Below are 25,003 nucleotides of genomic sequence, written 5' to 3' on the forward strand. Positions count from 1 at the left end.
CGAGGCGCCCGCCACCCTACCGCCATGACGATTCCACCCGACAATTTGACGGAGTTTCGCGACCACGGCGCGACGGTGCTGCGCGGCGTCATCCCGGCGGGCTGGCTGGCCCGCCTGGAGGCGGCGGTCGACCGGGTGCTCGCCGCGCCCGGCTCGATCGCCGTCGACTACACCCCGCCGGACCGGCCCGGTCGCTTCTATAACGATTTCTTCCTGTGGCTGCGCGAGCCGGAGTTCGCCGCGTTCATCCGCGAATCGCCGCTGCCCGCGCTCGCCGCAGCGTTGCTCGGCGCGGCGCGGGTCGGCTTCTTCTTCGACCAGCTGTTCGTCAAGGAGCCGCGCACGCAGGAGAGCATGCCGTGGCATCAAGACCTGCCGTACTGGCCGGTCTCGGGCGACGCGCTGGTGACGATGTGGGTGCCGCTCGATGTCGTCACCCGCGAGAGCGGCGCGGTGGTCTACGCCCGCGGCTCGCACCGCTGGGGCCGCGTCGCCAAGCGCTGGCGATTCGCCCGTGACGGTGCGGCCCCGGCGAGCGCGGCCCCGCTCGAGGCCGAGGAGATCCGCGACGCCTCGTTCATGTACTGGGACATGCAGCCCGGCGACGTGCTCGTCCATCACCCGCTGACAGTGCACGCGTCGGGCGGCAACGCGACGCCGACGACCCGCCGCCGCGCGCTCGCGCTGCGCTACTTCGCCGACGGCTGCGTGTACGAGCCGCGCGAGGGCGACATCCTGCAGAACCCGCGTGTCCGCGGCCTGCTGCCCGAGCTCGACCTCGTCGCCGGCGAGCCGCTGCGCGGCGCGGCGTTCCCGATCGTGTGGCCCCCGGAGGTCGCATGACGCCCGCGATGCAGGTCGACGTCGACGCGGTCACTGCCGAGCTATATGACGCGTTCACGCAGCGGCACGCCCGCTTCGCCGCGACCAGCGAGACCCTGGTCGCGCTGTGCGGCCCGCTGGGCGGCACGACCGTCGTTGACCTCGGCTGCGGCACCGGCGTGACGACCCGCGCCTTGCTGCGCGCGGGCGCGGCCGCGGTGGTCGCAATCGACGTGTCGCCGGCGATGGTCGCCTGCGCCGCGCGCAACGTCGACGACCCGCGGGCGCGCTTCGTGTGCGCGTCGGCGGAGCGGTTCGATACGGCGCTCGCCGCTCCGGTCGACGTCGTCGTGTGCAACGCGGCGATCTGGGCGATGGACCCGGCTGCGGTCGCGTCGGCGGTCGGGCGGGCCCTCGGACCCGGCGGTCGCTTCGCCTTCAACGTCGCGCACACCGACGCGCCGACGTCCGACCTGCACCGGCGCATGCGCGCGCTCGCGGGCGCCACGGGCCTGCAGCCGGCCGAGCCGCGCCCGCTGCCGCGGCGCGCCGAGCTGCTCGCGGCTCTGACGACCGCGGGTCTCGCGGTGGTCCGCGCGGTCGAGTCGGAGGTGTGGGAGAGCGTCGAGAGCCAGCGCGATTTCCTGCGCCTGCCCGGCTCTACGTCGCGGACGCTGCCGCGGGTGCCGTACGTCGAGCGCCTGCGCCTGCTCGACCTCGCGTGGGCTGCAGGAGCGCCCACGGGGGCGACTGTGCGGTGGATCCACGTGCTCGCGGAGCGACGGTCATGAGCGCGCCCGTCGCGACCACCCCGCTCGTCGGCTTCGCCTACCGCCGGCCCTACCGCGCCGCGCTGCATGATGCGGAGCGCGGGCCCGACGTGCTCGAGCTGATGGCAGAGACCTTCGACCCGCGCCTGCCCGGGCGCGTCGACGACGTGCGAGCGCTGCGCGAGCGCTACGCCCTCGTCGGTCACAGCGTCGGCCTGTCGATCGGCTCGGTCGAGCGGCCGCCGCAGGCCTACCTCGACGGGCTCGCCCGCTTCGTCGAGCTCGTGCAGCCGCGCGTGTACAGCGACCACTTCGCTCGAGGCCGCGTCCGACTATCGCATGTTCCTGCCGGCGGCCGAGCGCCGTCACCTCGAGGGCGAGTACCCCGGCGGCGGCTTCGTCCGCCTGCACGCCAGCGACGAGGCCGGCCTCGAGGGCAACTACATCCCGTACGCCAACCCGTACGTCAGCAAGCTGGCGGCGCTCGCCCGCGACGTGGTCCGCGAGCACGCCTGCGACCTGATCTGGGCCGCGTACCTCGAGCCGTACGGGGTCGCGGCGGCGCTGGCGTCGAAGCTGACCGGGGTGCCGTACGCGGTCCGCCACGCCGGCAGCGACATCGCCGGGCTCGCGCAGCTGCCGGCGCGGCAGAACCTCTACCTCGACGTGTTCCGCCACGCGAGCCTGGTGATCACCGCGCCGTTCCTGCGCCCGACGCTCGAGCGCGCCGGCATCCCGCACGCGCACATGTTCGCGGTGCCGCTCGCGGCGTACGCGAGCGCGGGGTTTCAGCCCGACGGACCCGCGCTCGACGTCGACGCGCTGCTCGACGAATCGGCCGACGAGCGCGGCCCGTGGCCACGACCGACGCGGCGCTTCGACCCCGCGCTGCCGACGATCGGCATCTACGGCAAGGTCAGCGATTACAAGGGCATGTTCGAGGTCGTCGCCGCGCTCGGCGAGCTCGCGGCCGCGGGCCGGCGCTTCAATCTATTGACGCTGGTCGGCGCGCACGGACCGGGGCCCGCGGCGCTGCAGCAGGCGATCGCGCGCGCGGGGATCGCCGAATCGACGTACGCCCTGCCCTTCCTGCCGCACTGGATGGTGCCGCGATTCATCCGCACCTGCGCCGCGGTGTGTTTTTTGGAGAACCGCTTCCCGATCGCCATCCACACGCCGCAGGTCGGCTTCGAGGTGCTCGCGTGCGGCCGCTGCCTGATCGTGTCCGAGGAGGTGCGATCGAAGACGCAGCGACGCGCCGATCTCGTCGATGGGGTGCACGCGTTCGTCGTCGACGACCCCGCCGACGTCGCGCAGGTGCGGCGAGCGCTGACGCGGGTGATCGACGACCCCGCCGGCGCGCAGAGGATCGGTGTGCGCGGGCGCGAGTTCGTGGCCGGGCGGTTCACCGCGCCGGATGTGTCTGCGGTGGTGACGCGGCTGCGCCGCACGATCGAGGAGGCGAAGGCGATGTCCCTGGAGGGCCTGCAACAGACTCTGAGCGAGCTCTACGCCGACCCGGCGCTGCGCGCCGCGCTGGCGACGGACGAGGGAGCCCTGCGCGGCCGCGACCTCGACGACCGCGAGCGCGCGGCGGTGCTGGAGCTCGCGCGGCGCCTCATGCCGCAGGTCGAGCGCTTCGGCCAGATGCTCGTGCACAAGCGCCTCGATTACTTCCTCGAGCTGTTCGGCGCGACCGCGCCGCACCTGCGAGCGCACGAGGCCGCGGTGCGCGAGCGATTCGCGCGCGAGTTCGACTTCCGCTGGCGCCCGCCTGCCGAGGACGTCGCGTACTTCGGCGAATTCTTACGCCGCCTGCTCGTCGCGCCGTGGCCGGCTCACCTCGGCGACCTGGTGCGCTACGACGAATGCCTGTGGCGCGCCGAGACGACCGACGACGCCGCCGCGCCCCCGTTCGAGCGCCTGCTCGACATGCGGATCGCCGAGCCGCCCGGCCTCGGAGCCACGGTCCTGACGCCCGAAGATCGCGTCGCGCTCGCTCCCGGGGTCATCGTCGAGCGCTTCGACCACCCGGTGCATCGCCTGGTCGCGGAGGGCCCCGGCGCACGCGTGGAGCCGGCCGCGACGGTGATCGCGTTCACGCCCCGACGCGGAGCGACCGCCGCCCGCGCCCACGTGATGAACGAGGAGCTCGTGCGTCTGGCGACTGCCGCCGGCGACGGTCGCCTCGTGGCTGCGCTGCTCGACGAGGCCGCCGCGCGCCACGCCGATCGCCCGGCGGAGGCCGTCCAGCGCGCAGCCCTGCAGGCGTTGCAGCTGCTCGGCGAGCGCCACGTGCTCGTGCGCGGGCCGCTTCAGCGCTTGCGATGATCCTCCCACGCATAGAGGCCGTGAACGCCGAGCCATTCGCAAGTGACGCCATCCGCAGCGTCACCGCGTGTCGGCTCCGGCGGATCACGGTCCTCGATCCGTGAGCACCCGATGCGGCTTCGCTCGGAGCTCTCGGCGCTTCGAGCCGACGCTCGGTCATCGTCCGCTCGCGTCGATGGTCGGCGCCTCGCGGCGAGTTCGCGGCGATCGACGCATCCGCGGACGCTGCGAGGAGGGTTCTCAAGCAGCGCTGCCGCTGGTACGTTTTCGCCGATGAAGTACGGACCCGGTGGCCTCACGATCGCGGTGCTCGCAGTGTTTGCCTGCGGTGACGACGGACGACCGGGGCTCACTGGTTCGTCCGCCAGCGCGGGCACGGCGGCCGCGACCAGCACGGGCGCGGCCTCGTCGAGCGCGTCGGAGGTCCCGACGACGACCGGTGGTAGCGCGAGCGCGACGGAGTCGAGCACCGACGCGAGCGCGACGGGGCCGAGCGCTGGCACATCGACGACCGCGACCACCGAACAGGTGACCTCCTCGACCACCGAGACATCGACGACCGGGGAGAGCGAGACGACCGAAACGAGCGAAACGACGGCGGCCGGGTGCGAAGCCCAGCCGGAGGTCTGCGACGCGCTCGACAACAACTGCAACGACCTGTTCGACGAGGGTTGCGACTGTACCCCGCCCGATCTGGAGCTGGAGGCGATCGAGGGTTACACCGCGCGCGTCGTCTTCGACGTCCCGATGCAGCTCGGCGCGTACGGGTACCTCGGCGACGTCGAGCGCGCGCTCGGCGAGTACTGGAGCGAGCCCGGAGAGGGCGTGCTGTTCACCGTCAACAACCCGCAGAACACTGCCAGCGGGATCGGCCTGCTCGATCAGGACGGCGGGTTCAAGGGCTGGCTGATCGATCCGGCCGACGCTGCGCTGCCGATCAACCCCTACCTCGAATACGCCTACGGCGGGGTGCTGTACACCTGTCACACGGTCAACGTGAACGAGTGGATCTACAAGATCTACCCCGACGGGACGACCGAGCAGGTGGTCCAGCACGGCAATTGCGAGGGGCTGATCTACGGCGACCGCGGCGACGGGACGGCCTCGCTCTACGCGAGCAACTACGGCGAGGACGCGATCTACAGGATCGGCGAGGACGGCTCGCGCACGGCGGTGGCGCAGGGCCCGGATCTGGACGTCGTGGTCGACCTCGCGATCCCGCCGCCGACCTCGATGTTCAAACCCGGGCTGTACGCGATCAATCAGACCCACCTCGGCGTGCACCGCCTCGACGCCGCCGACGTGCTCTCGCTCGATTATCCCTACTCTCTCGGCTTCGGCATTGGCGAGGAGATGAGCTTCGCCGCGCCCACGTCTGCGTTTCGCGACCACTTCTATCACCTGTCGGCGACGCTGCAGGCGGTCGTCCGGGTCGCGCCCGACGGTAGCTGGGAGACGGTGCTCACCGGCCCGAAGCTCAATTACGGCCTCTATTCGACCGGCGGGGTGTTCTCTTCCAACGGGGCGTTCTACTTCTTCACCAACGAAGACGCGCTGATCATGCGCCTCCAGGCCTGCAACATCGCGGGTCAGTGAACGCTCGCCGGGAGGCGACGGCGCATCGCGCCTCGAGCCGCGGAGTGCGCGCGCTGCGGCGGTGAGGGCCCGCCTTCCTTGCCTCGTCGGTGCCTCCTGGCAACGGGCGAGGCGGTCCCCCGCGCGTCTTGCTCGCGCAGGCTTGACCTGGACCTTGGGTCAGGGTTCAAGCTTCTCGCGTGAGCACCAGGAACTCGACAGACTCCGCAAGCTCGACCTGGTCCGGCATGGTGCCGGTCGAACACACGGCAAGGGCCGTGACCCGCGTATACCCGAGCGGCGCCCACGACAGCCAGCATCCTTGGCGACAGCTTCCCGCCGAACCCGGACCCCGCCGATGAGCAAGGGCGTCACGATCAGCCAGGCGGCTGCGTTCGCCGGCGTCACGGTGAAGACCGTGCGTCACTACCACAAGCACGGACTCGTCGAGGAGCCGAGACGGGACAGCTCCGGCTACAGGCGGTACGGATCGGCCGACCTGCTGCGGCTGGTCCGGGTCCGGACGCTGGCCGCCGCCGGCGTGCCGCTGGCCGAGATCGGGCCGTTGCTCGACGCAGCTCCCGAACAGTTCGCCGTCGCCATCGCCGACGTCCAGCGCCGCATGAACGAGCGCATCGAGGAGCTGATCGCGCGACGCGACACTCTGGACCGGCTCGCCGACGGCGACGGCGTCCTGCTGCCCGACCGAGCTCGCGCGTTCCTGAACCGTCTCCCCGATTTCGGCCTCTCCCCGGACGACGTGACAACGATCCGCGAGGGCCTGGTGCTGGCCAGAGCGCTGGTGCCCGACGGCTTCGACGACTACCTCACCCGGGTCGAGTGCGGCCTTCACGACCCCCGTTTCGTCGCCCTGGCCAAGCGTTCCTGGGAGGCCGAAGCTTGGGGACCGGACGACCCCCGTATCGAGGAGCTCGCTACCGCCACGGTCGACCACTTCCTCGCCAACCCCAAGCTCCTGGCGATCTTGACCAGCCTCCAGGGCCCCACCGACGACGCCGCCGCCCGGTACAGGATCATCAGCGACTACGGCAACGACCAGGTCCCGGCCTTTGCTCGGCTGACCCGGCTGATCGAGACCAAACTCCGCGCCGCCGGCGTACCCATCCCGCGCTGATCTTCAGCGTAGCCACCGCCGCGGCCCTTCGCCGTCGCCCTCACCATCTGCCGTGTTCGCATGAGGTGCGCTTCGCGAACGCGATCCGCAGAGCGTGTGGGACTCAGAATGGAAAGAGTGACCCGGGTCCAGCAAATCGCAGCTTGACCTTGACCCGAGGTCAACGCGCACACATGACGTCATGAGCGATACCTCATCGACCGATCCGGTTCCCATCCCGCACGGCCTGCCCATGGAGCGCGATGCGGGTCCCTTCGACCCGCCGCGCGCCATCACCCGGCTCCGCGGGGCTCGCCCTGTCAGCCCCATGATCTTCCCCGACGGTCACGAGGGCTGGCTCGTCACCGGCTACGACGCAGTCCGCCAGCTCATGGCCGACACCCGGTTCAGCTCCCGCCAGGACATCGGCGTTCTCCACGTGCCGTACGAGGTCCCCGGCATGCCCGCCATGACCGAACCCTCCCCGCAGGTGCCGGGCCTGTTCATCGCCATGGACCCGCCGGACCACACCCGGCTGCGGCGCATGCTCACCGGCGCCTTCACCGTCAAGCGCATGAGAATGCTCGAAGAGCACATCGTCGACATCGCCGGGCGGCAACTGGACGAGCTGGCGCGTCTCACCCCGCCGGTCGACCTGGTCAAGGAATTCGCGCTGCCCGTACCCTCGCTGGTGATCTGCGAACTGCTCGGAGTCCCCTACGCGGACCGGGAGAACTTCCAGGTCAACTCCGCCAGGTTCTTGCTCAAGGACGTGCAGCTCGACGAGAAGATGGCCGCCTACGGCGCACTGACCACGTACCTCTCCGAACTGGTCACGCGCAAACGCGCCGCGCCCGGCGAGGACATACTGTCCGATCTGGCTCGACACGACGAACTCACCATCGAGGAGCTGACCGGCTGCGCCTTCCTGCTGCTGCTCGCGGGCCACGAGACCACGGCCAACATGCTGGCCCTCGGTACCTTCGCGCTCCTGGAGCACCCCGAGCAGTGGGCCGAACTGCGCGCCGACCCGGAGCTGCTGCCCGGGGCCGTCGAGGAGCTCATGCGCTACCTGTCCGTCGTCGACATCCTCTACCGCTACGCCACCGAGGACCTCGAACTCGGCGGTGAGACAATCCGCGAAGGATCGACCGTCGTCGTCTCGTTGCTGGCCGCCAACCGCGACCCCCAGCGCTTCGACGATCCCGATACTCTGGACATCCACCGCAAGGCCCGCGGTCACCTGGCCTTCGGCCACGGGTGCCACCAATGCCTCGGCCAGCAATTGGCCCGCCTCGAAATGCGCGCCGGCTTGGCGGGACTGCTGCGTCGCTTCCCGACCCTCGAGCTCGCCATCCCCGCCGGCGAGGTGAAACTCAGGACGAACATGCAGATCTACGGCGTCCACGAACTGCCGGTCACCTGGACGGAGACGGCCCGGTAAGACCGCGCGCGTGGGTCAGCGGCTGCGTCTCGAGATCGACGCCGATGCGGTCGAGCTCGAGCACGTCGGTCGCTCGCCCGCAAACCAGGCCCTCGGCGACGCCGGCCTCGCTCCTCTGCGAGGGGAACCCTGCGGCGCCCACCTGTGACGCTGCTCGCACGAGCGCGAGGTCTCGCGTGCGCTCGGCTGCGAGTCTCCCGAGCGCGTCGCCGGCTCGCTCGTGGTGTCGCTGGACCCGGCGGATGTGGCCGCTGTAATTCCAGCGGGCGCGCCGTGCAGCGAACGGCGATGCCACGGCCTCGCTGTTCCCGGCGCGCGGACACCCCGCGCTCGACGGGACCTGCGGCCTCTCGTAGGCTCCGCGCATGCGACTCATCACTGGCTTCATCTTGCTTTGCGCCACCTCCTTGGCCTGCTCCCCGCAGGAGAACGGCAGCGCCACCGACTCGACCGACTCGACCGACTCGACCGACTCGACCGACTCGACCGACTCGACTGCCACGACCGACTCCCCCGACCCGACCAACACCACCAGCACCACCGACTCGACCGCTCCGACCGGCACCACGGACACCACCGGCACCACCGACTCGACCACCAGCACCGACCCGGGCACCGACACCGACGAACCCTCGAGCACGACGGGAGCGCCCGTGGACGATTGCTCCTTCCTGGTCGGCAAGGTCTTCCTCAGCGACGAGGAGCTCGAGTGCGGCAAGGGGCCGAACGGCGTCGAGATGTGCCCTTGGCAGCTCACGTTCACGGCCGACACCTTCGATCATCAACTCTCGGACTTCGGTCTGCAGGGCACCTATACCTGCGCCGATGGCATCATCGACGCGGTCGACATGCAGCAGCTGGCGCACGGCGGCACCATCGACGCCGCCACCGGCGAGCTCGTCTGGGACGAGATTGTCTATCACCCCGAGGGCTGACGCCGATCGGTCGTCAGCTCGCGCGACAGAGGGAGCCGCGGCCATGCCGTCGGCCCCTCTTCCGTCGCTGTCGATCACTATCGGCCGTGCAGATGGTCCATCGTCAACACGACGCGGAACCTCGCCTGGTTGGTGATCATCCGCTGATACGCCTCCTCGGCCTGCTCGAGCTTGAAGGTCTCGATCATCGGCTTGACGCCGGCCTGGGCTGCGAACGCGATCGTGTCCTCGGAGTCGGTGGCGACGCCGCTGTACCAGCCCTTGATCGATCGGCGCCCCATGATCAGCGGCATCGCGCCGATCGTGATCGTGTCGTGCGGCGCGGCCGCGATCACCAGCTGGCCGTCGATCCCGAGCCCCGGGATCAGCGAGGCGATCGCCGCGCCGCTCGGCGCGGTCGCCAGCGCGACCTTCGCCCCGCCGAGCGCCTGCAGCTGCTCGCCGAGGTCGCCGTCGTTCGTGTCGATGTACGCGTGCGCCCCGAGCTGCGTCGCGAACGCCCGCTTGTCCGCGCCGCGCGACACCGCGACAGTTTTAAATCCCATCTTGGCCGCGAACTGCACCGCGAGGTGCCCGAGCCCGCCGATGCCCTGGATCGCCACCACGTCGCCGGCCCGCGCTGCGGTGTGGCGCAGCGCGTTGAACACAGTCAGGCCCGCGCACAGCAGCGGCCCCGCCTCGGCGGCGTCGACGTCCTTCGGCAGGCGCGCCATGCTCTCTGCCGGCGCGATCATGTGGCTGGCATAACCGCCGTCGTGCGTGATGCCGGTGACCCGCGACGTCGTGCACATCGCGAAGTCTCCCTTGCGACAGGGATGACAGCTGTAGCACTGCCCGCCGTGCCAGCCGACGCCGGCGCGGTCGCCGACGGCCCAACCCTCCACGCCGGGTCCCACCGCCTCGACCGTGCCCACGACTTCGTGCCCCGGCACGCGCGGGTACGGCAGCCCCTGCCAGTGGCCCTCCTTGACCATCGCGTCGGAGTGACACACTCCGCACGCCTCCACGCGCAGCCGCACCTGCCCCGCTCCCGGCGTCGGCAGCGGACGTTCGACGACTTCGAAGGGACCTCCGCCCCGCGCGACCTGCACCGCGATCATCTTGCTCATGGCGTCTCCTCTGTGGCTCCGATCGTCGCACGCTACCAAGCCGCGCGCAGGCCGTCGGATCGAGGAGACCGCCGACCTCAGGCGGACGGACAGCGACTTCGAGGGGAAACCATGGAGATCGCCCGCAACCTCCCCTGCGGGCTCCTCCAGGACACCCCGAAGGGCGAGGAAGGGACGGTCCCACGCACGCGCCGCTCTCGCCGCGCTCGAGGCGAGCGTGCCGCGAACTGTCGAGCCTGCCCGATCCCGTCTCGAGGCTCGCGCATCGACATGAGCAAACACCCGAACGCACGAGGCCGGCAGCGCTGAAGACGGGAGGCCACCTGTCCGCGCACGCCGCACCGGTCCCGACAAGCCGATGTCTTCCTCTCGCAAGCAGCGAGCCGTCGCCCGGCGCACCACGACCCGAAGATGAAGGCCTGTCTACATCGACAGGGCGGGCTCAAGCTCGCCCGTGCGGCGGTCGCCGAGATCGACGCACGGCCCTCGCCCGCGGGCCGGTCGAAAACCGGGCGGAAACGGACCGGAAGCGACCTCAGCTTCATTGCGGGGCCGCGCTCTAGCCCCTGAAACGACGGTCCCGGGTATACTCCGCGCGCCATGTCCCCCCCTGACCCGGAGGCCGCGCCTTGGTGAGCACCGAGCCGAGCGCCCCGCCGAGCCCCGAAGGCGAGCTGTCCGGGCTGTGGATCGGGCGGCTGATCGACGAGCGCTACCGGGTCGTCGAGGTCCTGGGCGAGGGCGGCATGGGGGCCGTGTTTGTCGCCGAGCACCTCAAGCTGCGCAAGCTCGTGGCGCTGAAGACGATCCGGGCCGAGTTCGCCGGCGACGGGCAGGCCGAGGCGCGGTTCGCCCGCGAGGCGCTGGCGACGGCGCAGATCGATCACCCGCACGTGGCCAGCGCGATGGACTACGGCCACCTGCCCGACGGCGGCGCCTACCTGGTGATCCAGCTGGTGCGCGGCGAGAGCCTGGCCCGCCGGCTCGAGCGCGGCCCGCTGCCGTGGCGCCAGGTCGCCGAGCTCGGCGGTCAGATCGCCGACGCCCTGGCGACCTGCCACGCCGCCGGCATCATCCACCGCGACCTCAAGCCCGACAACATCCTGCTCGAGCACCGCGACGACGGCTCGTTCCACGCCCGCGTCGTCGACTTCGGCATCGCTCGCCTGTCTGGAGAGACAGGTGACGGCGCGGTCGTCGACGCCAGCCAGCCGATCACCCGCATGGGGGCGATCATCGGCACGCCGGGCTACATGGCCCCCGAGCAGGCGGTCGGCCAGACCATCGACCACCGCGTCGACATCTACGCGCTCGGCGTGATCCTCTGGGAGTGCGCCACCGGCCAGCGGCTGTGGATGGCCGACAGCCTGACCGGGCTGTTCGCCCGTCAGCTCGCCGGCGCCGCCACCCCGCTGCGCGACATGCTTCCGGGACAGGTCCCCGAGGCCCTGTCCGATCTGACAGCCCAGCTCATCGCCGCCGACCCCGCAGTGCGCCCCGGCGCCGTCGCGCCGCTGCGCGACGAGCTGCGCCGGATCGCCTTCAGCGGCGACCCGCTGCTCAGCACCGCCCCCGAGCTGCGGGTCTCGGGCGCGCCGATCAGCATGTCGCACGCGCCGACCTCGGCCGGCTGGTCGAGCGCCGGGCAGCGGCCCGAGTTCTCGACCCCGGGCGGCACTCTGATCGCGGGCCCGCCGGGGCCGGCGCCGCTGGCGATGCGCCTGCGCGCGCTGGCGATCCAGCGGCCGCAGCTGTTCCGCTACGGCGCCGCCGGCCTGGCGCTGCTGGTGCTGGTGCTGGTGTATCAGTGCGGCCGCCACAGCGAGCCCGTGCCGGAGCCGGCCGTCGCCGCCGCCGACCCGACGCCCGAGCCGGAGCCGAGCAAGCCGGGCAAGGGCAAGCCGACCAAGGGCGAGGCCAAGGCCGAAGCGAAGCCCGAAGCGAAGCCCGAGCCGAAGCCCGAGCCGAAGCCCGAACCCGCCGCGCCGCCGCCCGCCGACGTCACCGAGATCCCGGCGGCCTTCGCCGACGCGGCCCAGACGCTGCTCACCGGCAGCGGCAACAAGGCGCGCAAGAAGGCGGCCGACGCGATCACCAAGGCGAGCGAGGCAGACAAGGCCGCCATCCCCGAGTACGTCCGCAACCTCGCGTGGCTCGAGAAGCTGTCGCGCTGCGAGGACAAGCGCAAGGTCCTGCTCAAGCTCGAGGAGGCCGGCGACCTGCGGGCGCTGCCGGGCCTGCAGATGGTCGCCAAGACGCCGAAGAACGGCTGCCGCGAGTGGTTCACGGCGAAGGACTGCATCGCCTGCCTGCGCGAGGACCTCGGGCGGGTGATCGGCCGCTTCGAGGTCCAGGCCGAGGGCTAGCTGGCGGCCGGGGCTTCGCAGGGCCGCCGAACCTAGGCGGCCGCCTCCATGCTCTTCGCCAGGGAGCGGAGGAACTGCTCGAAGCTCGAGGCGCAGAGCTCCGGCCTGTAGGAGGCGGCGCCCGTCGTGACGCTGAAGACGGGGCAGTCGCTCTCGGCGTCGAGCTTCGAGATGTCGAGGAAGTACAGGTCGCCGCGGAGTGTGCTCCGCGCGATGGCGACCCAGTTGTTCTGCCAGCCTGCCTCCCCGACAGGCTGCTCCGCGACGAGCCTGTCGGCGGGGAACAACCGCACACGTTCGGCCGGGGTCACGGTCTCGACGTCGACGGGATCGGACACCTGCAAGAACCCCCGGTAGCGCGCCGGGATCCTGAGCTCACGGCGAAGCTCGTCGACCACCGCTGGGTCCGCCCTACCGAATCTCGTCGGGATGCCTCGTCGGGTGAAGATGTCCTTCAGCTCTGCAACCACCTCAGCGAGCTCGCTATCCATCGAACTTTGTCCTCCCGTTTCGCAGCATCCATGCTTATGCCATACCCGTCGGGTGACGGGTAGACGAACAGCGCTCGGGAGTCTTCTCGAGGCGACCAGCCGCTCGCCGCGCATCTCGGACATGTCGCAGGGGAGCCCGCAGTCATAGCAGACGCGCCGGGCCGCGTCGGCCTCGGCGCCGAGAGGCTCGCCGGCGATCGCGGCGATCACAGCGACGGGCAGATCACCGCGATGTCGAGATCGCCCGGCAACAGCCCGCCGTGGGCGCCGGGGCAGACCAGCTCGCCGTTCGACTTGTAGCACTTGCTGAGCGGATCGCTGAAGCCGGGCGGCGGCGTGTTGACCCCGGGCGTGCCGCAGTCCGGATCCGGCAAGTACCCCTCCTCCTCGTCCTCGGGCGGATGCTCGAGCGGCCAACGGGCCAGGTAGCCGAAGCGAATGTACGTACCGACGGTCGCGGCCGCGTAGGCGTACGTGTCGTTGTTGCGGAACGCGAAGTTGTTGTGCCAGCAATCGTCCTCGCGCTCGTTCTCGTACGAGGCGAGGTGCTTGATCTTCTTCAGCCCGTAGCCCTTGTCGGTGACCAGCTTGCCGGCGCACAGCGCCCCGTGGCCGTGCGTGTGCGTGTCCATGATCGGCGACAGCCGCGGCGTGGTGTTCTTCCACGGCACGAACATGTGGTGCATCGATTCGTGCAGCACCAGCCGCGGCACGTCGAACGCCTGGCTCGGCGTCGAGTAGGCCTTGTCGCACAGCTTCATGTTGCTCTTGACCGCGTGGTGACCGCCCGGCCGCGTGGTGTTGCAGATGTCGCCGGGGCCGTCGGGCGTGCACTCGATGTCGAGCTCCAGCCCGCCGATCTCGTGGTCGTGGAAGATCTTCCACAGCCGCGCGTAGGCGAGCCGGATCGCCTGCAGCCGGTACTCGGCGTAGGGCCCGAAGTAGAACTCGAGCGCGGTGTTGGGGCCGACGTCGTCGCTCTCGTAGCTCATCAGCCGCTCGCCGCTCTCCGACCCGCCCTGCGCCGCCCACAGGAACGCGCGGTGCTCCGGCGGGCTCGAGGCGACGAAGTCGAGCATCTGGCGCACGCGGAACAGGTCGTGGTTGGCGCGCAGCCAGGCGGCGCGGGTCTTGGCGCACTCGTCGACGGTGCAGCTCGACAGCGGCGGGAAGCTGACCGCCACCGGCGGCACCTCCGAGGCCAGCTCGTAGGCCAGCGCGTCGCAGTCGGCCTCGCGCGCCATCGGCACCTGGTCGTCGATCGCCAGGGTCGCCACCGGGCCCGCGGCCTCGTCGCGGCGGTCGAACACGGACACCATCGTCAGCGCCGCCCCGCCGAGCCCGCCCGCCGTCGGCTCGCGGCTGTAGGTCTTGAGCACGACGACCTGGTCCAAAGGCAAGGTCGTCGGCAGCACCAGCTCCGGCTCACCCCCGCCGCTCCCGGGCGCGTGGGTCAGGCGCACGGTCAGCGCGCCGAGGTCGAGCGCGACCTCGCTGACGCCGTCGGCGATGCGGTGGATCTGGGCCCCGCGCACCGGCACACGGACGTTGAGGAGGCGGCCCGCCGCGCGGGTATCGAAGTGGAGCGCCGGCCGCCCGCCGCGGGCGCGGATCTCCGCCAGCAGCTCGGGCAGCCCGGCCGGCACCGGCAGCTCGGTCTCCTCCTCGTGCGGCTCCAGCTCGCGCTCGACCGCGCCGATCTGCGACGGCTCGGAGCACGCCAGGTCGCCGACCAGGTACGGCGCCTCGATCGTGGCGCTCGGCAGCGGCAGCGCGCCGGTCTCGTCGTCGCCGCCGCCGTGCTCGTCGACGTCGTGGACGTCGACCCCGGAGCAGGCCAGCGCGAGGCACAGCGGCGCGAGCGCGCGGAGCAGCCGGGGAACGACGACGCCTCCGCGCCTGTGGGTCGCACTCATGACATTGACTCCTGGTTGCGAAACGGCGGCCCCGCGGCGGCGGGCGAATGGGCCGCCGGCGGGCGCTGCTACGACTCGACGAATTGGCGACAGGCTAAGCGAGCACGCGAGATCGTGGTGTGATGAATGGCCGCGTCGGAGCGGCGCGGGCATTCAGGGCTGAATGCCGCGAGGGTGCAGGCTGGACCGCGCGTCGACCCGGCGAAGCGCCGATCCGACGGTGGGCGGCGCACGGCGTCGCCGCGTTCGTGGTGGTCCGATCATTGGCCCGCTCGCGCTCCTCTTTCTCCGCGCACTCCGACGCGGCCACCGAACAAGGTGGGCCGCGTCCCGGCGCCGGATTTGCCGGCGGGTGGGGCGGATCACGCGCCGGACCGGCGACGCTTGCTCGCTTGCCCGCGCCGGCGCGGCCGTCCGCGGTGGCACGATCGAATGCGGCCCGACGTCATCGTTCACTCGCGGTCGCCGGCCGCGCACCGCGACCGTGATCCAGCGCAGATCGGCGGAGCCGCGGGCGCCTCGCCGGGCCCGTCGTGGCGCTCGTCCGGAGCGGCGGACGCCCCGCAGCCCGTCGTGGCCGACGTCGCGCCCCTGCGTGCGATTTTCGGCGGACCGCGGCGATCCTTCAATCGTCGGTGTCACGACCCCCTGGCATCATTGGCCAGGTGTCGGGCCCACTGGCACGATGTCGCAATTGCGCAGGGCCGGACGACTCGTCGCGCGAGTCGCCCGGCCCCGGGGTCCCTGGCGCCGGGCCGGCGTCAGGCGGTCTTGCGCGCGGCCATGTACGCCTCGGTCAGCGCCGGGTCGGCCGCGATCTCGAACATCATCGCCTCGAGCTTGGAGCGGTCGAGGCCGTGCTTGGCGAGCACGTCGTCGGCGTGCTCGGGGTCGGCCGCGATCTCCTTGGCGACGGTCGCCGCGATCTGGACCTTCTCCGAGCCCGGGTCGGGCTTCGGCGCCTCTTCCGGCTTCGGCGCCGGCTCGTCGGTCTTCACCTCGGGCTTCGGCGTCTCGGTCTTGGTCACGGTGGTGGTCTTGGTCTCGACCTTGGTCGTCTTGGCGACCTCGGTCTTCTTGCCGTCGCCGCCGCAGGCCGGCAGCGCGAGCGCGAGCGCGCCCAGCAGCACGGCGAAGCGACCGGCACGGAGGAACGAATGCTTGGAATTGTGCATGACGGTGGCTCCTTTCTTCACTGCGGGGCGGGGGCGGCCTTGTCCTTCTTCGCCTCGGCCTTCTCGGCCTTGGCCTCGATCTTGGCCTCTTTCTTGTCCTGGCGCTGCTCGAGCTTCTCCTCGCGCTTCTCGAGCTTCTCTTCCTTCTTCTCGATCTTGCCGCCGGCGGCGTCGAGCTTCTCTTCCTTCTTGTCGAGCTTGTCCTCGGCCTTGTCGAGCTTCTCCGCGGCCTTGTCGAGCCGCTGCCCGAGCGCCTCGAGGCGCTTCTTCTCGATCTCGAGCCGGGTCTTCTCCTCGCCGGTCGCGGCCGCCAGCCTGGCGTCGATCTCGCGCAGGCGCAGCTCGACCTGCCCGCTCTTCTCGGTGACCGCCGCCGACGACGACGCCAGCTTCTCCTGGCGCTTCTCGTGGCGCTCCTTGGCCACCAGGACCTTCTTCTGGCCCTTGGCCACCAGCTCCTGGCGCTTCTCGATCAGCTTCTCGCGCCGCTGACGGTACTGCTCGGACAGCGCGTCGAGCTTGGTCTTGAGCTTGTCGGCCTCCTCGGTCGTCAGCTCCTTGGTGTCCTCTTTGCGGTCCTTGATCTTGGCCGCCAGCTTCTGCCCGCGCAGCCCGCTCGCCACCTGGACGCGGACCCACTTGCCGAAGCCCGCGTTGGCCTTGCCGCGCTTGGCGGTCGCGTCGGCCTCCTCGGCGACCAGGTCGCTGGCCTCGCCGGCGCCGAGCCCGACCTCTTGCGTGACCGTGAGTGCCTCACGCAGGTCGGCCTCCGGCACGCCGGCCGAGCGCGCGTCGGCGGCGGCGAGCGGCAGATCGATGACCGCGAGGATGTCGTCGTTCAGCGCCTCCTGGTCGGAGATTTTGATGTTGGCCGACGCCGACGCGGTGGCGGTGGGCGTCGCGGCCGCGACGGCGACTGGCGGCGGACCGGGGGGCAGGTCGGCCCGTCCGGCCGCCGGCAGCAGCAGCGCCAGCGCGAACGCGCCGGCGGAGACACTGACTGTGTGCTTGTGCATGAGTGGTTGAGCTCCGGCGCCGAGGATAGACGACTTCGCGCAGACGCGAAAAGTCCCGTCGAGTGCGGCCGCGACACGACGCCTGCGGGCCGCAGGCCCCGAACCGAAGCGCCGCCATCCTGCCAATTGTGACGGTCGTCAACCATCGACGCCGAGCGAGCTCGGCCGTGGGCGCGCCCGGACCGGCGCCCCCGCCACGCCGGCGGGCCTAACCGAACGGCCATGCCCGCCCGGACATGCCCCTTCAGACATGCCCATGTGGACATTCCCGAAGAGACATGCCCGTTCGCGCATGCTCCACCCCCTCGCCCGCGCGGGGCCGCTGCCGGCGCCGCTCAGCGCGGGCGGAACGCGTCGGGCTCGTCCTGCACGCGGCCCTCGAGCCAGCCGGCGCGGGCCTCGGGGAACGCGTCGGCGTAGGGCACGTACGGCTTGAGGTCGAGCACCGGGGTGCCGTCGAGGATGTCGAGCCCGAGCACGTGGATCTGGGTGGCCTCGACCGCGGTCACGCGCAGACACGACAGGCCGATCGGGCACGGCCGATGCGGCGCGCGGGTCGAGAACAGGCCGACGCTGCGCCCTGGGTCGCGGGGCGACCTGACCTTCAGGCCATACCCCTGATTGAGGTGGAACACGAACACGCACCAGATCCGCTCGAACTCGGCCAGGTCGGCGAGCCCGCCGGCGAACTCGGGCAGCAGCTCGATGCGCCCCGGCAGCGCGCGGTCCTCCTTGACCTGGGTCGTGATCGTCGGCTGCCGCGGGGTGCCGAATCGCTCGGTGTACGGCGAGCGCACCACCCCGATCGGCGTAAACGAGAAGCTCGGGCGCTCGTCGCGTCCGGTCGTGTGGTCCTGCTCGGGGATGCTGCGGCGCACGCGGCCAGCCTAGCCCAGATCGCCGGTTGCGCGCTCGCGCGTGCGCAGGAGCACGCGGCCGCGCTCTGGCGGGCTCGGCCGTGCCTGCGCTAAGAGACTTTTTTTATGCGCGAGATCCTCGCAGAGTTGCGGCGGCTCGCCGTGCTCGCCGTGCCGCTGGCGCTGACCCAGCTCGGCAACATGCTGCTCGGCATCGTCGACATGTTGATGCTCGGGCGCGTCGGTCGCGACGCGCTCGACGCCGCCGCGCTCGGCAACTTGTGGGGCTTCGCGATCATGACCGTGGGCATGGGCGTGGTCCTCGGCTGCGACCCGTTCATCGCCCAGGCCCACGGCGCCGGCGACAGCCGCGCCCTCGGCCTGACGCTGCAGCGCGGCGTCGTGCTCGCGCTGATCGTCAGCGTCCCGGTGATGCTGCTGTGGACCCTCGCCGGCCCCGCGCTGGTGCTGCTCGGCCAGGCCCCGCACCTCGCCGAGCAGGCTCACGACTACCTGCTCGCGCAGCTGCCCGGCGCGTCGGCGGTGTTCGTCTACGTCGCGATGCGCTCGTACCTGCAGGGCCGCGGGATCACCGGCCCGGCGCTGCTCGTCATGATCGGGGCCAACGTCATCAACGTCGGCCTCAACTACGTCCTGATCTTCGGAGCCCTCGGTTTGCCCGCGCTCGGGGCCGTGGGCGCCGGCATCTCGACCGGCGTGGTGCGCGTGCTCATGACCGTCGCGCTGGCGTGGATCATCGTCCGTCAGCGCCTGCACGCCGGCGCGTGGGTCCCGTGGTCGCGGGCGGCGCTCGACCGCGCCGCTCTGGCCGCGATCGCCGGCGTCGGCGCCGGCATCGGCTTCCAGCTCGGCCTCGAGCTGTGGGCCTTCCAGGCGGCGATGCTGTTCGCCGGCTGGCTCGGCGACGCCCCGCTCGCGGCCTACACGATCGTCCTCAACATCGCCTCTCTCAGCTTCATGCTGCCGGTCGGGATCGCCATGGCCGCGGTCACGCGCGTCGGCAACCTGCTCGGCTCGGAGCGGCCGCGGGAGGCCGAGCGGGCGGCGTGGGTCGCCCTGTCTCTCGGGGCAGGTGTGATGCTCGCCTCGGCCACCCTGATGTACGGGCTGCGCCACCAGTTGCCGGCGCTGTTCGACGCCGACCCCGAGGTCTACGCGCTCGCGATCGTCAGCATCCCGGTCACCGCCGCCTTCCAGGTGTTCGACGGCATCCAGGTGGTCGGCTTCGGGGTCTTGCGCGCCATGGGCCGCACCCGCAACGCCGCGCTGGTCAACTTCGTCGGCTACTACGCGATCGCCCTGCCGCTCGCGTATTGGCTGGCGTTCGAGCGCGGCCACGGCATCACCGGTCTGTGGTGGGGCCTGACCGTCGGCCTCGCGCTGGTGGCGAGCGCGCTGCTCGCGTGGATCGCCGCCCGGGGTCCCGCCACGGCCGGCAAGATCTCGGTCGAACAGCGTTAGTGCCGCAGCGTCAGCCCGCGGCCCGCGCCGAAGGTCGCGCCGGCGGCGAGCATTGAGTATGGTGCGGCCCATGAAAACGGACACGGACGTGATCGTCGTCGGCGCCGGCCACAACGGCCTGGTGGCGGCGCTGTTGCTCGCCAGGCGCGGCCTGCGGGTGCGGGTGCTCGAGGAGAAGGACGTCGTCGGCGGCGCCGTCCGCACCGAGAAGCCGTTCGCGCGCGCCCCCGACCTGGCGATCTCGACCGGCGCCTACCTGCTCGGCCTCATGCAGCCCGAGCTGCTGCAGATCACCGGCGTCGACCTCCCGCTGCGGCGCCGCGACCCGCACTACTTCCTGCCCACCACCGACGGCCGCTACTTGCTGCTCGGCTCCGACGCCGAAGAGACCCGGCGCCAGTACGCCGCCTTCTCGTCGGAGGCCGACTGGCACGCCGACCAGGCCATGCAGGCCGAGCTGGCCCAGCTGCGCGACGACCTGGCGCCGTCGTGGTTCCACGAGCCGCTGTCGCTCGAGGACACCGCCGAGCGCTACGTCCGCAGCTCGCTGCGGCAGGTGTTCGTCGACCTGTGCCGCAAGCCGGTCGGCGAGTACATCGACCGCTTCCCGTTCAAGAGCGACCTGATCCGGGCGATGTACGCCTCGACCGACGGCTTCACCGGCGTCTACGGCACCTGGGACACGCCCGGGACCGGCATGAACTTCCTGGTCCACAACATGTGCCGCCTGCCCGGCGCCGGCGGCACGTGGCTGCTGGTCGAGGGCGGCATGGGCACCGTCTCGCAGAAGTTCGCCGCCGCGGCGCGGGCCGCCGGCGCGGTCATCGACACCAGCAACGGGGTCAAGCAGATCCTGGTCGAGAACGGCACCGCCGTCGGCGTCCTCACCCACAAGGGCGAGGAGCTGCGCGCGCGCGTCGTCCTCGTCGGCGCCGACCCGTTCCGCATGCGCGACATGGCCGGCCGCGACAACTTCCCGGCCGAATACAACACCCGCCTCGACTCGATGCGCCGCGACGGCACCTCGCTCAAGGTCAACCTCGCGCTCAAGGGCCTGCCGCAGTTCACCTGCCTGCCGGTCGACCGCGGCCAGTACGGCCCGACGATCCACCTCCTGCCCGACGAGGAGGTCGTGATCCGCAGCTTCGGCGAGGCCTTCCGCGCGGTCCAGGCCGGCCAGCTGCCCGACTTCCCGGTCATCGACTGGTACATCCACACCACCGTCGACCCGACCATGCGCGACCAGCACGGCCACCACAACTCGGCCCTGTTCGTGTCGTGGGTGCCCTACGAGCTGGCCGGCACCACCTGGGAGCAGGAGGAGAGCCGCTACGTCAAGCACCTGCTGTCGATCTGCGACCGCTTCGCCCCCGGCACCAGCGACCTGGTGGTCGACACCTTCGTCCTCCACCCGCAGAAGATCGAGCAGCACTTCGGCATCACCCGCGGCCACATCCTCCACGTCGACAACACCTACGGCTTCGACCAGCGCGTGCCCTACCGCCAGCCGATCGCCGGCCTCTACGCCGCCTCCGCCGGCACCCACCCGGGCGGCGGCGTGATCGGCTGCGGCGGCCACAACGCCGCCATGGCCGCGCTCAAGGACCTCGGCCTGAGCTGATTCGCCTGTCCTCGCGGGCATGCCCGAGAGGGCATGTGTGAAGGGGCATGTCCGTCCGGACATGCCCCTTCGTGCGTATTGAAGGCCCTGCCCTCGCGGTGCGGGCCCGACCCTGGGCGGATCCAGGGCCTCTCCGCCTGCGCGGTCAGCCGAGCTCGGCGACCCCGCCGGAGAGGCCCAGGGCCTTGAACAGGTCGGCCAGCTTCTTGGCCGGAATGCGCTTGGCGGCCGCCGCCTCGGCGCGGATCATGGCGAACGCGAACGCGTCGAGGTCGGCGAAGCCGCGCCGCGGGTCGAACCGGCCCTCCTCGTGCTCGTAGCCGAGGACGCGGCCGGTGGTGGTGTCGAGCAGGTGCATGTTGCCGGAGCCGTCGGCGGCCAGGCCGACGTAGCGCTCGTCGCTCGCGCCGGCCAGCTCGTTGCGGACGCAGTCGAAGCCGTACGTGCCCGACACGTCGAAGCGCAGGCCGAGCCAGGGGAACTTGCCGCTGCGCACCAGCGCGTCGAAGGCCCGGGCGGCCGCGCGGTGGGCCTCCGGCAGCGAATCGATCCACTGCCCCAGCGGGCGCGCCCCCGCGGCCGGCTCGGCGACGCGGCGGCTCGTCGGGAAGAACGCCGCCAGGTCGCGCTCGAAGTCCCCGCGGGCCACGTAGCCGGGGAGGTCCGCCGCGGTGAAGCCCTGGCCCCACTCCTTGAGCGGCTTGGCCTGCACGAGCTCCTGACCGTCGCGGTCGAAGAACGCGGTGCTCTTGCGCTTGCCGTCGACGAACTCGGACACCCCGCGGGCCGGGTGCGGCTTGGGCAGCTTGACGTCGTGCGCGCCGATGACGGTGTCGCCGAAGCGGAGGATCTCCCCCTGAGTGAGCTTCTGCCAGTCGAAGCGGCCGTGCAGGCGGCCGTTTCGCCACGAGGCGATCAGGGCGATCTCGCCGAACGGGTAGCCGTGGAAGGTGGCGGTGGCGATCGCGCCGTCCTCGTAGACCGCGGCGATGCGCGTGGTGAGCGGCGGGCCGATCGGGAGGCCGTACTGCTGCTGCAGCGCCTCCGCGGCGCCTCGCGGCGCCTCGCCGTAATCGAAGTCGGGGTGGTTCGTCCACCACGACAGCTCGCCGTGCAGCTTGCCGCCGCGCAGCCCGGCGTCGAGCAGGGGCTGGCCGTCGCGGTACCAGCGGCGGACGGCCGTCTCGCTGTCCTCGCACCATTGCTCGGCATCGCCGGAGTAAGTGGCGGACGCGGGGACATTCGCGGGACGTGGGGGAGTCGCGGTGGTCATGGCCAGCGCCATTACCACGATCGCGTCGCTCGCAGCGCTGCCCTTTTCGCGGTCACGGCCCGTGAAGACTCGGGTGACGCGCGATCGGACCGCCGGCCGCTGCCCGGTGCGAGACATCGCTCGCGGCCTCAGCCGGGCCAGACGCACAGGCGCGGCCGACGTCGCGCTCGCCCTGTCGTCGAATCAGCTGGTAACGTCGATTCTCGCCATGTTCGCTCGAATCATCGTCGCCCTGTCCATGCTCACTGCCTGCACCGAGCCGAACCCCGGGCTCGACGAGCTGCGGACCCGCGTCGCCGCGCTCGAGTCGCAGTTGAAGCAGGCGCAGGTCGACATCGAGGCCCTCAAGGGCGAGCTCGAGGGCGCCAGGACCCTGAGCAAGCTGCTGCAGGACCTCGGCGGGGCGGTGACTGCGGAGACGCTCCGGCAGCCCGACGCGGCGATGGACCTGCTGGACGAGCCGCCCGAGACCGCGACCGAGTTCTCCGTCGCGCGGACCCTGCTCGCCGAGGACCTGCTACGGCAAGGCCGCTTCGTCCCCGCCGAGAAGGACGGCAAGCTCGTCGGTCTCAAGGTCTTCGGCATCCGCGCCGACTCGACGCTGAAGGCGATGGGCCTGAAGAACGGCGACGTGCTGCTCCGCGTCGACGGCGCTCCGCTCGAGTCCGTGGAGGCTTTGCCGGCGATCTTGCAGGCGCTGCCGCAGCGCGATCGCATCTCGCTCGACATCGAACGCAAGACGCGGCCGCTGACCCTGACGATCACCGTGACCTGAGCGAGCCGAGGCACCTGTCCGCAGGGACATGTCGCCTGCTCCACTGCCCCTCCGAGCCGCGACCGCGGGCCACCCACCGCCGTCTCACCCGGTCTCGGCTAACCGCAACTCCGCGCGACCGCGCGACCGCCCCGCAGGCCCGGACCCGCGGTCATCCCGCGCTGCGCCGTGGGCGCGCCACATTTTCCGTGACACACTTCGCCCCGCAGCCTGCACTACCGCGACATGCCCACCTCCCGGCCTGCCCCGCCCGTCGAGACGCTGCTCGCGTTGATGCAGAGCGGCGACCTGCGCGCGCTCGACCACCTCGCGCGGGCCTACGGCGAGCGCCTGCTCGCGGTCGCGCGGCGGCGCTGCGACCTGCCCGAGGACGCCGAGGACGCAGTGCAGCAGGCCCTGCTCGCCGCCGGCGCGGCGATGACCGGTTACCGCGGCGAGGGCTCGCCGCTGGCGTGGCTGTCGACCCTGGTGACCCGCACCTGCTGGCGCCTCAACCGCAAGGCCACGCGGACCGCCGACGTCGCCGACGTCCCCTGCACCTGCGACGATCCGGCCGAGGTCGCCGAGCGCCGCGAGCTCGGCGCGACCCTCGGCGACGCGCTCATGACCCTGTCGCGCACCGATCGCCTGGCCTTCCTGCTCGCCGCCGAGGGCTGCAGCAGCGTCGAGATCGCCGAGCGCTTCTCGCTCACGCACGACGCGGTCCGCAGCCGCCTCAAGCGCGCCCGCAAGGTCCTGCGCGCCGCCCTCGAAAATCGTGACACACCACCCGCCCGCGGGCGCACTGCATCGGCGAGTCCCACTCAAAAAGGATCGCTCCCCGATGACGACCTCGCCCAGTTCTTCGCGTCCCCACCCGCGCCGCACCGATGACGCCTCGTTCGCCGCCGACGTCGCGGCCTCGCCCCTCGTCCTCGTCAAGTTCTCCGGCGCCTGGTGCCCGCCCTGCCGCGCCCTCCAGCCGACCCTCGACGCCATCGCCCGTGACCGCAGCGACCTGTCGGTGTTCGACGTCGACGTCGACGCCAGCCACGGCCTCGCCGAGCAGTTCGGCGTGCGCAGCATCCCGACCCTGGTCGCCTTCCGCGACGGCAAGCCGATCGGCCAGCTCGTCGGCAACCAGCCGCGCGCGCGCATCGAGGCGCTCCTGCGCACCTGAGAAGCGGCACGGCTCGCCCTGGTCGCAGGGCCAGGCGAAGCTCGCCGCCGAGGCGACCTGGTCGATCGAGCATGCCCGATCGAGCAGGGCTTCATGCCCATGCCCGATCGGACATGTCCTCGACGACCTCGCTCGCCCCCGAAGAGACACGCTCGCCGAGGCGCCGAGGGGAGCGCTCCTCCGACACGCCAGCGAGGCCTCCGCCCCGCGCCACGGCCAGCCGTAGCGAGCGGCGCTCCCCGGTCGAACAGTGTCACGCCCGGCGCGCGCGCGCGGCCGCCTTGCCGGCCTTCGCGCTCTTCTTCTTGTGCGAGCACGGCCCGCCGCGCCGCTCGAGCTCGTCGAGCTCGCCGGCGAGGGTGCGCCCGGCCAGCACCTTCAGGGTCGCCGCCTCGAGCTCGTGCGACAGCTCCTCGAACATCACCTCCATGTTGGAGGTGACCACGCAGCGGTGCGGGAGGTCGGAGCGGCCGGCGAACAGCCCGCGCTCGCCGAGCACCGCGAGGTAGACGTCGCGCAGGGTGATCTCGCGGGCCGGGCGTTGCAGGCGCGAGCCGCCCTTGACCCCCATGGTGGTGACGATGAGGCCCCCCGCTGCCAGCGAGGCGAGCAGCTTGCGGATCAGCGACGGGTTGGTGACGAGCCCGCCGGCCAGCTCCGACGACGACAGCAGCCCTCCGCCCTCGCGCTCGGCGAGCGCCAGCATCAGCATCAGCTGCAGCGCGGAGGCGAACCGCACGTCCACCATGCCGCGAGGTGTACCACGCGGACC

General features: G+C 71.6%; 21 protein-coding genes. 13 read left to right on the forward strand and 8 right to left on the reverse strand.

Annotation, left to right across the window (positions count from 1 at the left end; all coding sequences use genetic code 11):
* Window positions 1-24 precede the first annotated feature (24 nt).
* From OV090_RS36095 to OV090_RS36125, 7 genes are all read left to right on the forward strand, one after another.
* Window positions 25-843, forward strand: a complete 819-nt coding sequence (locus OV090_RS36095) for a phytanoyl-CoA dioxygenase family protein (protein WP_267709259.1) — start codon at window positions 25-27, stop codon at window positions 841-843.
* The gene (locus tag OV090_RS36100; RefSeq protein WP_267709260.1) at window positions 840-1,613 is read left to right on the forward strand and encodes a class I SAM-dependent methyltransferase; all 774 of its coding nucleotides are present in this window, start codon (window positions 840-842) and stop codon (window positions 1,611-1,613) included. The genes OV090_RS36095 and OV090_RS36100 overlap by 4 nt, the downstream gene beginning before the upstream one ends.
* Before the next feature lie 318 nt (window positions 1,614-1,931).
* Window positions 1,932-3,923: a glycosyltransferase gene (locus OV090_RS36105; protein WP_267709262.1), complete on the forward strand. Its 1,992-nt coding sequence runs from the start codon at window positions 1,932-1,934 to the stop codon at window positions 3,921-3,923.
* A 273-nt stretch (window positions 3,924-4,196) separates the two neighbouring features.
* On the forward strand, window positions 4,197-5,519 hold the full coding sequence (locus OV090_RS36110; RefSeq protein ID WP_267709263.1) for a hypothetical protein: 1,323 nt from the start codon (window positions 4,197-4,199) through the stop codon (window positions 5,517-5,519).
* Window positions 5,520-5,856: 337 nt separating this feature from the next.
* Window positions 5,857-6,633 (forward strand): MerR family transcriptional regulator, encoded by a 777-nt coding sequence (locus tag OV090_RS36115; protein WP_267709264.1) that lies wholly within the window; start codon window positions 5,857-5,859, stop codon window positions 6,631-6,633.
* 181 nt (window positions 6,634-6,814) lie between these two features.
* On the forward strand, window positions 6,815-8,056 hold the full coding sequence (locus tag OV090_RS36120) for a cytochrome P450 (protein WP_267709265.1): 1,242 nt from the start codon (window positions 6,815-6,817) through the stop codon (window positions 8,054-8,056).
* A gap of 365 nt (window positions 8,057-8,421) precedes the next feature.
* Complete coding sequence (locus tag OV090_RS36125) at window positions 8,422-8,991, forward strand: hypothetical protein (protein ID WP_267709266.1); 570 nt, start codon at window positions 8,422-8,424, stop codon at window positions 8,989-8,991.
* 77 nt (window positions 8,992-9,068) lie between these two features.
* Here the strand turns inward: OV090_RS36125 and OV090_RS36130 are convergent, their stop codons facing one another.
* Window positions 9,069-10,100, reverse strand: a complete 1,032-nt coding sequence (locus OV090_RS36130) for an alcohol dehydrogenase (protein WP_267709267.1) — start codon at window positions 10,098-10,100, stop codon at window positions 9,069-9,071.
* A 632-nt stretch (window positions 10,101-10,732) separates the two neighbouring features.
* Here OV090_RS36130 and OV090_RS36135 point away from each other — a divergent pair.
* Entirely contained in the window at window positions 10,733-12,466 is a 1,734-nt protein-coding gene (locus tag OV090_RS36135) for a serine/threonine-protein kinase (RefSeq protein WP_267712114.1), read from the forward strand.
* A 32-nt stretch (window positions 12,467-12,498) separates the two neighbouring features.
* On the opposite strand, the gene OV090_RS36140 is transcribed toward OV090_RS36135, so the two are convergent.
* The 5 genes from OV090_RS36140 to tsaA all read right to left on the reverse strand — a co-directional run bounded on the left by OV090_RS36140 (window position 12,499) and on the right by tsaA (window position 17,942).
* Window positions 12,499-12,957, reverse strand: a complete 459-nt coding sequence (locus OV090_RS36140; protein ID WP_267709268.1) for an SMI1/KNR4 family protein — start codon at window positions 12,955-12,957, stop codon at window positions 12,499-12,501.
* Between the two features lie 206 nt (window positions 12,958-13,163).
* Window positions 13,164-14,873 (reverse strand): hypothetical protein, encoded by a 1,710-nt coding sequence (locus OV090_RS36145; protein WP_267709269.1) that lies wholly within the window; start codon window positions 14,871-14,873, stop codon window positions 13,164-13,166.
* 761 nt (window positions 14,874-15,634) lie between these two features.
* Window positions 15,635-16,048: a hypothetical protein gene (locus OV090_RS36150; protein WP_267709270.1), complete on the reverse strand. Its 414-nt coding sequence runs from the start codon at window positions 16,046-16,048 to the stop codon at window positions 15,635-15,637.
* Window positions 16,049-16,065: 17 nt separating this feature from the next.
* On the reverse strand, window positions 16,066-17,064 hold the full coding sequence (locus OV090_RS36155) for a hypothetical protein (RefSeq protein ID WP_267709271.1): 999 nt from the start codon (window positions 17,062-17,064) through the stop codon (window positions 16,066-16,068).
* Window positions 17,065-17,399: 335 nt separating this feature from the next.
* Window positions 17,400-17,942, reverse strand: coding sequence for a tRNA (N6-threonylcarbamoyladenosine(37)-N6)-methyltransferase TrmO (gene tsaA, locus OV090_RS36160; RefSeq protein WP_267709272.1), 543 nt, complete (start codon window positions 17,940-17,942; stop codon window positions 17,400-17,402).
* Between the two features lie 105 nt (window positions 17,943-18,047).
* Here tsaA and OV090_RS36165 point away from each other — a divergent pair, with 105 nt between their 5' ends.
* Complete coding sequence (locus tag OV090_RS36165) at window positions 18,048-19,403, forward strand: MATE family efflux transporter (RefSeq protein ID WP_267709273.1); 1,356 nt, start codon at window positions 18,048-18,050, stop codon at window positions 19,401-19,403.
* A gap of 70 nt (window positions 19,404-19,473) precedes the next feature.
* Window positions 19,474-21,024 carry an NAD(P)/FAD-dependent oxidoreductase gene (locus tag OV090_RS36170; RefSeq protein ID WP_267709274.1) on the forward strand — a complete coding sequence of 517 codons (1,551 nt, stop codon included), beginning with the start codon at window positions 19,474-19,476 and terminating at the stop codon, window positions 21,022-21,024.
* A gap of 145 nt (window positions 21,025-21,169) precedes the next feature.
* Here the strand turns inward: OV090_RS36170 and OV090_RS36175 are convergent, their stop codons facing one another.
* On the reverse strand, window positions 21,170-22,297 hold the full coding sequence (locus OV090_RS36175) for an SMI1/KNR4 family protein (protein ID WP_267709275.1): 1,128 nt from the start codon (window positions 22,295-22,297) through the stop codon (window positions 21,170-21,172).
* Between the two features lie 208 nt (window positions 22,298-22,505).
* Here OV090_RS36175 and OV090_RS36180 point away from each other — a divergent pair, with 208 nt between their 5' ends.
* The 3 genes from OV090_RS36180 (at window position 22,506) to OV090_RS36190 (ending at window position 24,231) form a co-directional block, all read left to right on the forward strand.
* On the forward strand, window positions 22,506-23,072 hold the full coding sequence (locus tag OV090_RS36180; protein ID WP_267709276.1) for a PDZ domain-containing protein: 567 nt from the start codon (window positions 22,506-22,508) through the stop codon (window positions 23,070-23,072).
* Window positions 23,073-23,297: 225 nt separating this feature from the next.
* Entirely contained in the window at window positions 23,298-23,945 is a 648-nt protein-coding gene (locus tag OV090_RS36185; RefSeq protein ID WP_267709277.1) for a sigma-70 family RNA polymerase sigma factor, read from the forward strand.
* A complete protein-coding gene (locus OV090_RS36190; RefSeq protein WP_267709278.1) occupies window positions 23,896-24,231 on the forward strand; it encodes a thioredoxin family protein in 336 nt (111 codons plus the stop codon). Before OV090_RS36185 ends, OV090_RS36190 begins: the two co-directional genes overlap by 50 nt.
* Window positions 24,232-24,484: 253 nt before the next feature.
* Here OV090_RS36190 and OV090_RS36195 read toward each other — a convergent pair whose 3' ends face one another.
* Window positions 24,485-24,979: an Rrf2 family transcriptional regulator gene (locus OV090_RS36195; protein WP_267709279.1), complete on the reverse strand. Its 495-nt coding sequence runs from the start codon at window positions 24,977-24,979 to the stop codon at window positions 24,485-24,487.
* Window positions 24,980-25,003: the final 24 nt, after the last annotated feature.

Origin of the sequence: Nannocystis sp. RBIL2 (assembly GCF_026626745.1) — a bacterium.
Lineage (GTDB): Bacteria > Myxococcota_A > Polyangia > Nannocystales > Nannocystaceae > Nannocystis.

Coding starts and splice junctions, on each gene's coding strand:
- OV090_RS36095 (WP_267709259.1), top strand. CDS start 25: ATGACGATTCCACCCGACAATTTGACGGAGTTTCGCGACCACGGCGCG.
- OV090_RS36100 (WP_267709260.1), top strand. CDS start 840: ATGACGCCCGCGATGCAGGTCGACGTCGACGCGGTCACTGCCGAGCTA.
- OV090_RS36105 (WP_267709262.1), top strand. CDS start 1,932: ATGTTCCTGCCGGCGGCCGAGCGCCGTCACCTCGAGGGCGAGTACCCC.
- OV090_RS36110 (WP_267709263.1), top strand. CDS start 4,197: ATGAAGTACGGACCCGGTGGCCTCACGATCGCGGTGCTCGCAGTGTTT.
- OV090_RS36115 (WP_267709264.1), top strand. CDS start 5,857: ATGAGCAAGGGCGTCACGATCAGCCAGGCGGCTGCGTTCGCCGGCGTC.
- OV090_RS36120 (WP_267709265.1), top strand. CDS start 6,815: ATGAGCGATACCTCATCGACCGATCCGGTTCCCATCCCGCACGGCCTG.
- OV090_RS36125 (WP_267709266.1), top strand. CDS start 8,422: ATGCGACTCATCACTGGCTTCATCTTGCTTTGCGCCACCTCCTTGGCC.
- OV090_RS36130 (WP_267709267.1), bottom strand. CDS start 10,100: ATGAGCAAGATGATCGCGGTGCAGGTCGCGCGGGGCGGAGGTCCCTTC.
- OV090_RS36140 (WP_267709268.1), bottom strand. CDS start 12,957: ATGGATAGCGAGCTCGCTGAGGTGGTTGCAGAGCTGAAGGACATCTTC.
- OV090_RS36145 (WP_267709269.1), bottom strand. CDS start 14,873: ATGAGTGCGACCCACAGGCGCGGAGGCGTCGTCGTTCCCCGGCTGCTC.
- OV090_RS36150 (WP_267709270.1), bottom strand. CDS start 16,048: ATGCACAATTCCAAGCATTCGTTCCTCCGTGCCGGTCGCTTCGCCGTG.
- OV090_RS36155 (WP_267709271.1), bottom strand. CDS start 17,064: ATGCACAAGCACACAGTCAGTGTCTCCGCCGGCGCGTTCGCGCTGGCG.
- OV090_RS36165 (WP_267709273.1), top strand. CDS start 18,048: ATGCGCGAGATCCTCGCAGAGTTGCGGCGGCTCGCCGTGCTCGCCGTG.
- OV090_RS36170 (WP_267709274.1), top strand. CDS start 19,474: ATGAAAACGGACACGGACGTGATCGTCGTCGGCGCCGGCCACAACGGC.
- OV090_RS36175 (WP_267709275.1), bottom strand. CDS start 22,297: ATGACCACCGCGACTCCCCCACGTCCCGCGAATGTCCCCGCGTCCGCC.
- OV090_RS36180 (WP_267709276.1), top strand. CDS start 22,506: ATGTTCGCTCGAATCATCGTCGCCCTGTCCATGCTCACTGCCTGCACC.
- OV090_RS36185 (WP_267709277.1), top strand. CDS start 23,298: ATGCCCACCTCCCGGCCTGCCCCGCCCGTCGAGACGCTGCTCGCGTTG.
- OV090_RS36190 (WP_267709278.1), top strand. CDS start 23,896: ATGACGACCTCGCCCAGTTCTTCGCGTCCCCACCCGCGCCGCACCGAT.
- OV090_RS36195 (WP_267709279.1), bottom strand. CDS start 24,979: ATGGTGGACGTGCGGTTCGCCTCCGCGCTGCAGCTGATGCTGATGCTG.